Genomic DNA, 12,031 nt, shown 5'->3' with positions numbered 1-12,031 from the left:
CGCCTCCAAGAGACGGGCCTTTTTCAGGCAGTCGGTAAAAAGGTCTTTCGACTCACTCGGCGTGCGACGCGCCTTCGTGTTCGATCTGCTCCTTGTACTCCAGGGCATCGGCTTCGCTCTGGTAGACGCCGACCAATTCCCCTTCCTGTTTCACGTCCCACAGATGCATGCCCAGGCCACGGGCTTCGCGGGACATATGGTCTTCGTCACGTTCGGTTACGGTAATGGTCATGCTGTATCTCCTTGGTCGAGCCCGCACTACGGCAGGGCTTGAAAACCCATACTAGAGCGTTTCGCTTCAGGACCAAGGCGTATCTCGGCAACAAGTCGTTACAACTTCTGCGACAATCTGTCGCGCCTGCGATTGTCGTCTCGCGGCCATGGGTCGCTCCCTCATCCTCGCGGATCCCGTAGGAGCGGCCCATGGCCGCGATAGGACCGTCTGTAAAACGCCGAAGGAGTGCTGCTGGATACGCACTAGCTATCACCCCTGCTCGGTTGCACGAAACAAAACGCCCTCCGAAGAGGGCGTTTCGCTTGCCGCCAGGATCAGTTGGCGCCTTTAACCGTGCGCCCGTTGACCGAGCCTTCCTTGAGGCTGGTCTGGTATTCCTTGCCATCGCTCTCCTGCTGGTAGAGACGCACCAGCAGATAGTCCCAGTCCTTGGCGAACCACAGTTCGGTCTTGCGGCTGCTCTTGGTGGGATCACGCACGCGCTCCACCTTGATGGCATCGAACAGGCCCAGCGGGGTGCGGATGCGCTCCGGACCGATGACCCGGAAGTCGTAGGTGTCGATGCTGTCGCCGTCGGCGATCTGGTAGCTCATGCTCTTCTTGCCGTCGGCCACGTCCTGCTGCAGCTTGAGCTGATAGGTCGACTTGTCCAGCAGACCGCGATCCAGGGGCAGGCTGACCGGATCGTCCTTGTCCTTGCCGGTGACCTTCTTGGCGGCCCAGTCGAAGGTCAGTTCGCTCTCGCGGCTCTTGCCCAGCCCGCTGCGCTTGTACTGGTAGGTGTCCGGCAGGAAGGCTTCGCCTTCGTGGCGGAAGGTGCTGGACTCGTTGAGGCCGGCGACCAGCATGGAGGCTTCGAACTTAAGCTCCCAGCGGCCATCGGCTTCTTTCTCCAGCGAGCGCTCGGCCGAGCCGCTGACCGGCATCTGCTTCCAGTCGGCGGTGTAGCTGGCCGTGAACGGCTGCAGGTCGAAGGCGAAGGCCGAGGCGCTGCAGAGGGTGGCCAATAGGAACAACAGACGTCGCATCAGTTTCTCCTTGGATCAGGAAGGGGAGGCCGCGGCCGTCAGCGACGGCAACCTGGCCCCGGTAGGCGGCAGTGCCTCGCCATCGAGCTCGGCACCCAGGGTACCCAGCCGCAGACGACCTTCGGCGAACAACCGCACGGCCACAGGATAAAGGAGGTGCTCGGCGGCGTGTACCCGTGTCGCGAGGCTCTCCGCCGTATCTTCGGCCCGTACCGGCACCCGCGACTGCAGGACGACCGGACCGCCATCCAGTTCCTCGGTGACGAAGTGTACGCTGCAGCCGTGCCAGGCATCGCCGGCGTCGAGGGCGCGCTGGTGGGTGTGCAGGCCCTTGTACAGGGGCAGCAGCGAGGGATGGATATTGAGCAGGCGACCCTGGTAGCGCCGCACGAAGGCGGGCGTGAGGATGCGCATGAAGCCGGCCAGGACCACCAGATCGGCACCCTGGGCGTCGATGGCGGCCGCCAGGGCCGCATCGAAGCTGTCGCGATCGTCGTGGTCGCGATGGTCGATCACCTGGGTAGCGATCCCCGCCTGGCGGGCCCGCTCCAGGCCATAGGCCTCGGCGCGGTTGGCGATCACCGCCGCGATCCGCACGGGGGGCGTCGCGGCGTCGAGCAGGGCTTGCAGGTTGCTGCCGTGGCCGGAGATGAGCACCACCACGGCGCAGTCGGCAGGGCTCATCCGTGTTGTTTCAGATTGTTCAGCACGACCTGGTCGGCGCCCTCGGCGGCCTGTTCGATACGGCCGATGACCCAGGGTTGCTCGCCCTCGGCACGCAGCACCTGCAGGGCGCCTTCGACCTGATCCTGGGCCACGCAGATGACCATGCCCACGCCGCAGTTCAGCACGCGGTGCATCTCGGTCTCGTCGACGTTGCCCTGCTGCTGCAGCCAGTCGAATACCGCCGGACGCTGCCAGCTGGCCACGTCGAGCACCGCCTGGGCACCCTCGGGCAGCACGCGCGGGATGTTGTCGAGCAGACCGCCGCCGGTGATGTGGGCCATGGCCTTGACCGCGCCGGTGTCCTTGATCAGCTTGAGCAGCGGCTTCACATAGATGCGGGTGGGCGCCATCAGCAGTTCGGTCAGCGGCTGGCCGTCGAGCTGGATGTTCTCGATGTCGGCACCGGCCACCTCGATGATCTTGCGGATCAGCGAATAGCCGTTGGAGTGCGGGCCGGAGGAGGGCAGGGCGATCAGGGCGTCGCCGGTGGCGACCTTGGAGCCGTCGATGATCTCGGACTTTTCCACCACGCCGACGCAGAAGCCGGCCAGGTCGTAGTCTTCGCCTTCGTACATGCCGGGCATCTCGGCGGTTTCGCCACCCACCAGGGAGCAGCCAGCCTGTTCGCAACCGGTGCCGATGCCGGTCACCACCTGGGCGGCGACATCGACATTGAGCTTGCCAGTGGCGTAGTAGTCGAGGAAGAACAGCGGTTCGGCACCGCAGACCACCAGGTCGTTGACGCACATGGCGACCAGGTCGATGCCGATGCTGTCGTGCTTGGCCAGGTTCATGGCCAGGCGCAGCTTGGTGCCGACGCCGTCGGTACCGGAGACCAGTACCGGCTGGCGATAGCCTGCCGGAATCTCGCACAGGGCACCGAAGCCCCCCAGGCCGCCCATGACTTCCGGGCGGGCGGTGCGCTTGGCGACGCCCTTGATGCGTTCTACCAGAGCCTCACCGGCGTCGATGTCTACACCGGCGTCCTTGTAGCTCAGCTGGGGTTGTTTGCTCATGAATCCTGGCCTTTGGCTAATGGCGAAACGAGCCGGCTGGCGCCAGCCGGCAATGAGGCGGGCGATTTTACCAGAAGCCGTGCCAAAGCACGCGGCCCGCCGCGGCCTCCGGTCCGGGTGGCGATGGCACCCGGCCAGCCTGCCGTGGTCTGAGCCTGGTCGCCCATCCGCTCGCCGGGCGGGCAGTCTCCACCGCTACCTTCTGCGCAGCCCGCGACCCAGTGCCCTTGCTCGCGGATCGGGCGGCTTTTAAGGTATGCCCCTTGCCCTTTCTATGGAATCGCCATGCGCCGTCTCGTCCTTCCGTTGCTCGCTTCGCTGCTGGTCCTGAGTCCGCTCGCCCGCGCCGAGGTGGTGGACAACCTCTACCAGGTCCGCGAGCCGGTGACCTCGCAACAACCGGACGAGCGCAATGCCGCCCTCAAGCGCGCCCTGCAGGTGCTGGCCGGACGCCTGACCGGCAATCCCCAGGCCGGCCAGGCCCCGGGTCTTGCCAGTGCCCTGTCGGCGCCCGAATCCCTGATCAGCCAGTACAGCTATGACGCCGGCCCGCCGGAGGTGCTGGTGGCCAACTTCGACCCGGCCGCTACCGAGCGTGCCCTGGGTCAGGCGGGGCTCTCGGTATGGGGCGCCAATCGTCCGGTGGTTATGATCTGGTGGCTCAACGACGCCGACAGCGGAGCGACCCTGGTGGGTGATGGCCAGCCCGCCAGCACCGGCGTCCAGCGTGGCGCCCAGCGCGCCGGCCTGCCGATCCGCCTGCCGCTGGCCGATCTCAACGAGCAACTGGCCGGCACCGCCGCCAACATCGACGCCAGCGACCCGACCGCCCTGCGCCAGGCCTCCGAGCGCTATGGCGCCAATGCGCTGCTGGCCGTGCATGCCAAGCCCCAGGGCAATGGCTGGCAGGCCCAGTGGCGCCTCTGGAACGGCAGCGCCGCCGAGCAGGGCAGCAGCCAGGCGGCCGATCAGGAAGCCCTGGCCGCCGCGGTGCTGCAGGACGTGGCCGCGCGCCTGTCGAAGAAATTCGTCTCCCGCCCGGGCACCACCCAGCCGCTGACCCTGGTGGCCGACAATTCCAACTTCGAGCGCTATGCCCAGCTGCAGAAAGTCCTGGAGCCCCTGTCGAGCCGCCTGGTCAAGGTCGAGGGGACCCAGCTGACCTACGACCTCACCGCCAATCCGGACCAGTTGCAGGCGCAACTCGGTCTCGCCGGGCTGCAGCCCGCTACGGCGCCGGCAGCCCCTGTCACTCCGGCAGCGGCGACTTCGGGTGCACCCGTCGACGCCACGGCCACGCCGAGCGCGCCTGCGGCCCAGCCGGCCCCATCCGCTCAGCCGGCGCGCACCACCCTGTATTTCCGCTGGCCATGAGGGCCGACACCCAAGACTGAAGCGGCTGCTGCGAGGGACCCGGGATTTGGTTAGACTTGGCCCCCTCGCGAAACTGCCAAGAGCCGTTCGAGCTGGCATGATGCCTTTACAGCTGCCCCTGGGCATTCGTCTGCGTGACGACGCCACCTTCGTCAATTACTACCCTGGCGCCAATGCCGCGGCGCTCGGCTATGTCGAGCGTCTCTGTGATGCGGACGCCGGCTGGACGGAAAGTCTGATCTATCTCTGGGGTGGCGCGGGCGCCGGTCGCAGCCATCTGATGCAGGCCGCCTGTCACCGCCTGGAGGAACTGGGCGAGCGCGCCATCTACCTACCCATGGGCGAACTGGCCGACTACGGCGTCGAGCTGTTCGACAACCTCGAGCAGTGCGAGCTGGTCTGCCTCGACGATCTCGACGCCCTGGCCGACCAGCGACGCTGGGAAGAGGCGCTCTTCCACCTGTTCAATCGTCTGCGTGATGCCGGCAAGCGGCTGCTGATCTCCAGTACTGCCGCGCCGCGGCAATTGCCGGTGCAGCTGGCCGATCTCAAGTCGCGGCTGACCCTGGCGCTGGTCTTCCAGTTGCGCCCGCTGTCCGACGAAGACAAGCTGCGCGCCCTGCAACTGCGCGCTTCCCGCCGTGGCCTGCACCTGACCGACGAAGTCGGCCGCTTCATCCTCTCACGCAATACCCGCAGCATGGACGCCCTGTTCGACATGCTCGAACGTCTGGATCAGGCGTCACTGCAGGCGCGACGCAAGCTCACCATTCCCTTCGTCAAGGAAATCATGGGCTGGTAGTCGCGCCGGCTCCTACTTCTTCTGCAAGCGACCCGCCAGGGTCGCCAAGCGCTTGCCCAGGGCCCGGCACAGCGCCGTCTCCTGTTCGTCCAGCGTGCGCTTGCCGTCCGCCCCGGCGAAATGGCTCGGCCCATAGGGCGTACCGCCCCCCCTGGTTTCCAGCAGGGCGCTCTCGCTGTAGGGCAGGCCGGTGATGAGCATGCCGTGGTGCAGCAGCGGCAGGGCCATGGACAGCAGCGTGCTCTCCTGACCGCCGTGCAGACTGGCGGTGGAGGTGAAGACGCCGGCGGGCTTGTCCACCAGGGCGCCGGTCAGCCAGAGGCTATTGGTGCCGTCGAGAAAGTACTTCATGGCGGCGGCCATGTTGCCGTAGCGCGTCGGACTGCCCAGGGCCAGGGCCGCACAATCGCGCAGATCATCGAGGGTGGCATAGACCGCACCCTGCTCGGGCACCGCCGGGGCGACCGCGGCGCACTCGGCGGACACCGCCGGTACGGTGCGCAGGCGCGCGGCCATGCCACCCATTTCCACCCCGCGTGCAACCTGGCGAGCCATCTCGGCGGTGGCGCCATGGCGGCTGTAGTAGAGCACCAGGACGTAGGCTTCGGGGGTCATTGCAGGATCTCCAGTACACGCTCGGGGGGACGACCGACGACGGCGCGTTCGCCATGCACGGCGATGGGTCTTTCGATCAGCTTGGGATGGGCAGCCATGGCCGCGATCAGGGCGTCTTCGTCCAGCGCCGGATCGGCGAGGTTCAATTCGCGATAGGCCTCCTCGCCGGTGCGCAGCAACTGACGCGCGTTCAGGCCCAGCTTGGCGAGCAGCTCGCGCAAGGCGCTGGCGTCCGGTGGCGTCTCCAGGTAGGGCACCACGGATACGGCTAGCTCGCGGCTTTGCAGCAGCGCAAGCGCCGCCCGCGATTTCGAACAGCGCGGGTTGTGATAGAGGACGATTTCACTCATGGGCTGATCCATAGAAGGTAAGATGCCCATTGTAGCGGGTTGGCGAGGACTGCCGTGCCAGCCCTTGACCGTGCCTTTCGAGGAACCGCCAATGCCGGCCCGCTTGCGTGAACTGCTGTCCTTCGTTCGCTATCTCGCCGACCGCTTCATCGAGGACCGCGCGCCCAACAACGCCGCGGCCCTGACCTACACCACCCTGTTCGCCGTGGTCCCGGTGATGACCGTGACCTTCGCCATGCTCTCGGCGATTCCTGCCTTCCAGGGCACCGAGGTGCAGATCCAGGCCTTCATCTTCCGCAATTTCGTGCCCTCCACCGGGGCGACCCTGGAGGAATACCTGCGCAACTTCATTGAGCAGGCCCGTCACCTGACCTGGCTGGGCGTGGCCCTCTTGGCGGTGACCTCCTTCTTCATGCTGGTGACGGTGGAAAAGACCTTCAACGACATCTGGCGGGTGCGCATTCCGCGGCGTGGGGTGTCCAGCTTCCTGCTCTATTGGGCAGTGCTCAGCCTTGGGCCCCTGCTGCTGGGCGCCGGTTTCGCCATGAGCACCTACCTGGCCTCGGTGGCTCTGGTGTTCGGCTCCTACGGCATGTCCGGCGCCCAGGCGCTGCTCAAGGTCACGCCGCTGCTGTTCAGCATCGCCGCCTTCACCCTGATGTACGCGGCCGTGCCCAACACCCGGGTCCCGCTGCGCCACGCGCTGATCGGCGGGGCCCTGACCGGGGTGCTGTTCGAGGCGGCCAAGAGTCTGTTCGGTCTCTATGTCTTCTATTTCCCCGGCTACCAGCTGATCTATGGCGCCTTCGCCACGGTGCCGCTGTTCCTGGTCTGGATCTATGTCTGCTGGCTGATCGTGCTGCTGGGCGCGGAGGTGGTCTGCAGCCTGTCCACCACCCATCACTGGCGCCGCGCGCCGCTGCCGGCCTTCTTCATCCTGCTCGCCGTGCTGCGGGCCTTTCTGGAGCGCCAGCAGAACGGCTCCAGCCTGCACCTGGGACGGTTGCACCAGGCCGGCTGGAAGCTGCCGGAGCATGAGTGGCACGCGGTGCTGGCCTTCCTGCAACAGGAACGCCTGGTGTGCCAGAACGACAGCGGCCACTGGGTGCTCTGCCGCGATCTGCATGGCTATGCGCTACTGGACCTGCTGGATCGCTCACCTTGGGCGCCTCCCGCACCGGATTGCTGGCCGCCCGCCGAACGCTTTCCCGGTGACTGGTATCCGCAGCTGCGGGAGGCCTTCGCGCGGCTGCAGGCGCAGCGTCATGAACTGCTGGCCGGGAGCGTGGCCCAGTGGCTCAAGGTAGCGCCGGCGCTGGAAGAAAGGAGCGCCCCGCGATGATGGATGGAGCGGCGCGTCACGGCCTGATCAGTGGTCGCGTACAGGGCGTCTACTACCGCGAGAGCACGCGGCAGGAGGCGCAGCGACTGGGCGTCACCGGCTGGGTGCGAAATCTGGCGGATGGCCGGGTGGAGTGCCACCTGGAGGGTTCGGTCGAGGGACTTGCCCAGCTGGAGCGCTGGCTCTGGCAGGGACCGGCAGCGGCCCGGGTGACCGGGGTGGTGCTGGAGGAGGTGGGCGGTGAAGGCTTCACCGACTTCCAGGTCAGGCGCACGAGCGCCTGACCTGGAGCGGTAGCCCTCAGCGGGCCTTGAGGAAGTCGACGATCTCGGCCAGGGCGATGTTCTGGCTGTCGCTGTCGGTACGACCCTTGTATTCGACCAGGCCTTCATTGAGGCCGCGCTCACCGACCACCAGGCGATGAGGGATGCCGATCAGTTCCATGTCGGCGAACTTCACGCCGGGGCTGGTCTTCTTGTCACGGTCGTCCAGCAGCACATCGAAGCCGGCGGCCTTCAGCTCGGCATAGAGGCGATCGGTCGCTTCCTTCACCGCGGCGTTCTCGTACTTCATCGGCACCAGAGCGACGTTGAACGGTGCCAGGGCAGCCGGCCAGCGGATGCCACGCTCGTCATGGTTCTGCTCGATGGCGGCGGCGACCACGCGGGACACGCCGATGCCGTAGCAGCCCATGGTGAGCAGGGTAGGCTTGCCTTCCTCGCCCAGGACCGACAGCTTCATGGCCTCGCTGTACTTGGTGCCCAGCTGGAAGATATGGCCCACTTCGATGCCGCGCTTGATCACCAGGGTACCCTGGCCATCCGGGCTCGGATCGCCAGCCACCACATTGCGCAGGTCGGCGACCTGGGGCAGCGGCAGATCACGCTCCCAGTTGACGCCGAAGTAGTGCTTGTCTTCCTGGTTGGCGCCGATGCCGAAGTCGCTCATCAGAGCCACCGAGTGATCGACGATGCAGGGAATCGACAGATTCATCGGGCCCAGGGAGCCAGGGCTGGCACCAATGGCCGCGCGGATCTCGGGCTCGGTGGCGAACACCAGGGGGCTGGCGACCTCCGGCAGGTTGGCCGCCTTGATCTCGTTCAGTTCGTGATCGCCACGCACCACCAGGGCGACCAGCTTGCCTTCCTCGGCGCCGCGTACCACCAGGGTCTTCACGGTCTTCTCGATGGCCAGACCGAATTTCTCCACCAGATCGGCGATGGTCTTGGTATCGGGGGTATCGACCAGGCGCAATTCTTCAGTGGCCGCACCGCGCGCGGTTTCCCGCGGCAGGGCCTCGGCCTTCTCGATGTTGGCGGCGTAGTCGGAACTATCGCTGAAGGCGATGTCGTCTTCACCGGAGCCGGCCAGCACATGGAATTCGTGGGAACCGCTGCCACCGATGGAGCCGTTGTCGGCTTGCACCGGGCGGAAGTTCAGGCCCAGGCGGGTGAAGACGTTGCAGTACGCCTGGTACATGGCGTCGTAGGTTTGCTGCAGCGACGCCTGGTTCAGGTGGAAGGAATAGGCATCCTTCATCACGAATTCGCGGCCGCGCATCAGGCCGAAACGCGGGCGGATCTCGTCGCGGAACTTGGTCTGGATCTGGTACAGGTTGATCGGCAGCTGCTTGTAGCTGTTCAACTCGTTGCGCATCAGATCGGTGATGACTTCCTCGTGGGTCGGGCCCACGCAGAAATCGCGCTGATGGCGATCCTTCAGGCGCAGCAGCTCGGGGCCGTACTGCTCCCAGCGACCGGATTCCTGCCACAGCTCGGCGGGCTGGATCGCCGGCATCAGCACCTCCAGGGCACCGATGGCGTTCATTTCCTCGCGCACCACGGCCTCCACCTTGCGCAGCACGCGCAGGCCCAGCGGCAGCCAGGTATAGAGACCGGAGGCCAGCTTGCGGATCATGCCGGCACGCAGCAGCAGCTGGTGGCTGATCACCACGGCATCGGAAGGGGTTTCTTTGAGGGTGGACAGCAGGAACTGGCTGGTACGCATGGCTAGGCGGTCTGTCGGCATCGAGACGGGACCGGCATTGTACGGTGGGGTGGGGCAGGGCGTACAGGGACGTGGGCGGCGCCGACATAGGGCTGGAAAAGAACAGCCCGGCGAAGGCCGGGCTGCTGGATCGTACGAGGTACGCTGGCCTCTATTAGAGGATGTTCAGCGGGTACTCGGTGATCAGGCGGAACTCGTTGACGGTACCGCCGGTGCTGGCGTCGCCACGGTGCCAGGCTTGACGGGCGCGGAAGGACAGGTCCTTGGCCGGGCCGCTCTGCAGGACGTACTTGGCTTCGACGTTGGTCTCGCGCTCTTTGTCGCCGTCCTGGTACAGGCCAGCGTAGGCGGTGCTGCCCTTGGGCGCGTCGATGTCGTGACCGTAGATGTAACGGGCCATGAAGCTCAGGCCGGGTACGCCCAGGGTGGCCATGTTCAGGTCGTAGCGCGCCTGCCAGGACTTCTCGCCGGAGGCGTTGAAGTCGGAGTACTGGATGGAGTTGGCCAGAAAGATACTGTCGCCACCGTTGCCGGTGTTGGCACCCTTGCCACCGACGCCGACGTAGTCGAACGGCGAATCGCTGCTCACGCCCTGGTAGGCCAGGGTGAAGGTGTGGGCATCGATGCTGTAGGCGGCGGCCAGCGAGTAGGCGTTGTTGGTGAAATCACCCAGCTTGGCGCTGCCAGCGTCCTTGGTGTAGTAGTAGTTGAAGTCGAAGGTCAATGCCTGGTTGGCCGCCAGCGGCTGCACGAAGTTGACGTTGGCGTAGTACTGGTTCCACAGGTCTTCCATGCGGCCGTAGTACAGCGACGCATTCAGCTGATCGTTGATCTTGTACTTGCCGCCCAGGTAGTCGGCGGAGCCGGCAGTGATGCCAGACGCGTAGGTCGCGCCCAGGTTGCCGTCATGGTAGGTGTTGGTGCGGTCACGCGCAGCGGTGATGTGACCGGCTTCCAGGAACAGGTTCTCGATTTCTTCGCTGGTCAGCATGAAGCCGGTAGCGGTTTGCGGGAACAGGCGGCTGCCACCCACGGCGAAGACCGGGGAGGTGGGCTGCACATTGCCGTACTTCAGGACGGTGTTGGAGATGCGCAGTTTCACTGCGGCACCCGCGGTGGAGTATTCGTCCTTGTTGCGGCCGTCGCTGTCGACCTGCAGGTTGCCGGAACCTACGGTGCCGCGGCCGCCGTCCAGTTTCAGACCCAGGTAGCCAAAGGCGTCCACGCCGACACCCACGGTACCCTGGGTGAAGCCCGATGCGTAATTCATCAGGAAGCCATGGCTCCAATCTTTACGATCGTTGGCGCCGTTTTTGACGTCCCGGTTGAAGTAGTAGTTACGGTTCAGCAGGGTCAGCTTGCTGTCTTCGACAAAGCCCTTGGATTCGGACTGCTGGTCGGCGAAAGCCAGTTGAGTGGTCCCTGCGGCTACGGCCAGGGCGAGAATGCTCCACTTCATCGCTTGCATCAGAAATGCTCCTTTGGGTTGAAAGTCAGCCATCGTGTCAGCCGTGGCTGTTTGTTCTAATGGCGGCACATATAGCACCTCTCTTGGAGGGGCGATAGGCTTCATCAAAATTTTGTATGTGATGAGCGGATTAACCGTAACTCTTAAGAAAGCGCTTTAAGAGTTCCCGTCCGATCGTCGTACCCGGATCGTGATAGCAAAAAGCGTGCACAAATCCCCAAATGCCGAGCCCGCCTGTCTATCACCAGGCAATTCCCCGGGTGACGGGCAGTTTCAGGCGGGTTGATTGCACCTTTGTGACACCAAAGGTTTCACGTTCCCCAAGCCGTGCACACTTTTAGTGCTGACTGGTGTTAGCAGGAGATGAGATGTTCCAAATAGATCCACGACTGGCTGGCGATTCCCTGGAAGTAGCGTCCTTGACGCTGTGCCAGGTATTGCTGCTGAACGATCGCCGCTATGACTGGCTGGTGCTGGTGCCCCGGCGCGAAGGTGTTACCGAGGTCCTCGACCTGTCACCCCAGGACCAGGTGCAACTGTGGCGAGAGGTGACACTTGTTGCCCAGGTGTTGCGTAACGCTCACCCTGACCGCAAATTGAACATCGGCGCCCTGGGTAACGTCGTTCGGCAATTGCACCTGCATGTCCTGCTGCGGCAGGAAGATGATCCGGCCTGGCCCGGCCCGGTATGGGGGCATTCGCCCCGCGAGCCCTATGCCGCCGAGGCTGGCCATGCCGCGGCCGAGCGCTGGCGGGTGCAGCTCGAACAGGAGGCACAGGCATGACCCTTGAAGAACGTATCGCCGACCTGGAGATGCGCCAGGCTTTCCAGGACGACACCATCCAGACCCTCAACGACATCATCGTCGAGCAGCAGCGGACCCTGGATCGCTGCGCGGCGCAGATCCGCATGCTGGCCGAACGCCAGGCGGAGTTGCAGAGCGCGGGCGGTGGCGGCATGCCGGACGAAGCCCCGCCGCCACACTATTGAGATCCGTTCCGCAGCTGAATCTTGTTGTCGCCCTGACATACGTGCGCAGGCGGCTTTGCCGGCTACTCTAGCGGCAC

Annotated in this window: 14 protein-coding genes; 6 read left to right on the top strand and 8 right to left on the bottom strand. The window is 65.2% G+C overall.

The features are described 5' to 3' along the window. Positions 1–52: 52 nt before the first annotated feature. From GSQ95_RS01800 to purM, 4 genes are all read right to left on the bottom strand, one after another. Positions 53–232 carry a hypothetical protein gene (locus GSQ95_RS01800; RefSeq protein WP_133859723.1) on the bottom strand — a complete coding sequence of 60 codons (180 nt, stop codon included), beginning with the start codon at positions 230–232 and terminating at the stop codon, positions 53–55. 317 nt (positions 233–549) lie between these two features. Further along, entirely contained in the window at positions 550–1,263 is a 714-nt protein-coding gene (locus tag GSQ95_RS01795; protein ID WP_158895950.1) for a DUF3108 domain-containing protein, read from the bottom strand. 15 nt (positions 1,264–1,278) lie between these two features. Then, positions 1,279–1,947 (bottom strand): phosphoribosylglycinamide formyltransferase, encoded by a 669-nt coding sequence (purN, locus tag GSQ95_RS01790; protein ID WP_158895948.1) that lies wholly within the window; start codon positions 1,945–1,947, stop codon positions 1,279–1,281. After that, on the bottom strand, positions 1,944–3,005 hold the full coding sequence (purM, locus tag GSQ95_RS01785) for a phosphoribosylformylglycinamidine cyclo-ligase (protein WP_133859721.1): 1,062 nt from the start codon (positions 3,003–3,005) through the stop codon (positions 1,944–1,946). The genes purN and purM overlap by 4 nt, the downstream gene beginning before the upstream one ends. Positions 3,006–3,290: 285 nt before the next feature. Here purM and GSQ95_RS01780 point away from each other — a divergent pair, with 285 nt between their 5' ends. Together GSQ95_RS01780 and hda are read left to right on the top strand one after the other, a co-directional pair. Beyond that, positions 3,291–4,379, top strand: coding sequence for a DUF2066 domain-containing protein (locus tag GSQ95_RS01780; protein ID WP_158895946.1), 1,089 nt, complete (start codon positions 3,291–3,293; stop codon positions 4,377–4,379). 97 nt (positions 4,380–4,476) lie between these two features. Then, positions 4,477–5,181 (top strand): DnaA regulatory inactivator Hda, encoded by a 705-nt coding sequence (gene hda / locus GSQ95_RS01775; protein WP_158895944.1) that lies wholly within the window; start codon positions 4,477–4,479, stop codon positions 5,179–5,181. Positions 5,182–5,193: 12 nt separating this feature from the next. Here hda and wrbA read toward each other — a convergent pair whose 3' ends face one another. Both wrbA and arsC read right to left on the bottom strand, forming a co-directional pair. Next, on the bottom strand, positions 5,194–5,796 hold the full coding sequence (gene wrbA / locus GSQ95_RS01770; RefSeq protein WP_158895942.1) for an NAD(P)H:quinone oxidoreductase: 603 nt from the start codon (positions 5,794–5,796) through the stop codon (positions 5,194–5,196). Further along, a complete protein-coding gene (arsC, locus tag GSQ95_RS01765; RefSeq protein WP_158895940.1) occupies positions 5,793–6,146 on the bottom strand; it encodes an arsenate reductase (glutaredoxin) in 354 nt (117 codons plus the stop codon). The genes wrbA and arsC overlap by 4 nt, the downstream gene beginning before the upstream one ends. A 91-nt stretch (positions 6,147–6,237) precedes the next feature. On the opposite strand from arsC, the gene GSQ95_RS01760 reads away from it, so the two are divergent. Both GSQ95_RS01760 and GSQ95_RS01755 read left to right on the top strand, forming a co-directional pair. Further along, complete coding sequence (locus tag GSQ95_RS01760; protein ID WP_158895938.1) at positions 6,238–7,488, top strand: YihY family inner membrane protein; 1,251 nt, start codon at positions 6,238–6,240, stop codon at positions 7,486–7,488. Further along, complete coding sequence (locus GSQ95_RS01755) at positions 7,485–7,772, top strand: acylphosphatase (RefSeq protein ID WP_158895936.1); 288 nt, start codon at positions 7,485–7,487, stop codon at positions 7,770–7,772. The genes GSQ95_RS01760 and GSQ95_RS01755 overlap by 4 nt, the downstream gene beginning before the upstream one ends. A gap of 16 nt (positions 7,773–7,788) precedes the next feature. On the opposite strand, the gene GSQ95_RS01750 is transcribed toward GSQ95_RS01755, so the two are convergent. Beyond that, positions 7,789–9,495 (bottom strand): proline--tRNA ligase, encoded by a 1,707-nt coding sequence (locus tag GSQ95_RS01750; protein ID WP_158895934.1) that lies wholly within the window; start codon positions 9,493–9,495, stop codon positions 7,789–7,791. Positions 9,496–9,649: 154 nt separating this feature from the next. Then, the gene (locus tag GSQ95_RS01745) at positions 9,650–10,963 is read right to left on the bottom strand and encodes an OprD family porin (protein WP_158895932.1); all 1,314 of its coding nucleotides are present in this window, start codon (positions 10,961–10,963) and stop codon (positions 9,650–9,652) included. A 368-nt stretch (positions 10,964–11,331) separates the two neighbouring features. Here GSQ95_RS01745 and GSQ95_RS01740 point away from each other — a divergent pair, with 368 nt between their 5' ends. Further along, positions 11,332–11,748, top strand: a complete 417-nt coding sequence (locus GSQ95_RS01740; RefSeq protein ID WP_158895930.1) for an HIT domain-containing protein — start codon at positions 11,332–11,334, stop codon at positions 11,746–11,748. Further along, positions 11,745–11,954: a SlyX family protein gene (locus GSQ95_RS01735; RefSeq protein WP_064306679.1), complete on the top strand. Its 210-nt coding sequence runs from the start codon at positions 11,745–11,747 to the stop codon at positions 11,952–11,954. Before GSQ95_RS01740 ends, GSQ95_RS01735 begins: the two co-directional genes overlap by 4 nt. The last annotated feature ends 77 nt before the right edge of the window (positions 11,955–12,031 follow it).

Source organism: Pseudomonas sp. BAV 4579, from assembly GCF_009765395.1.
In the GTDB taxonomy this organism is placed as follows: domain Bacteria; phylum Pseudomonadota; class Gammaproteobacteria; order Pseudomonadales; family Pseudomonadaceae; genus Chryseomonas; species Chryseomonas aestiva.
This window is presented reverse-complemented; position numbering and strand designations above follow the sequence as displayed.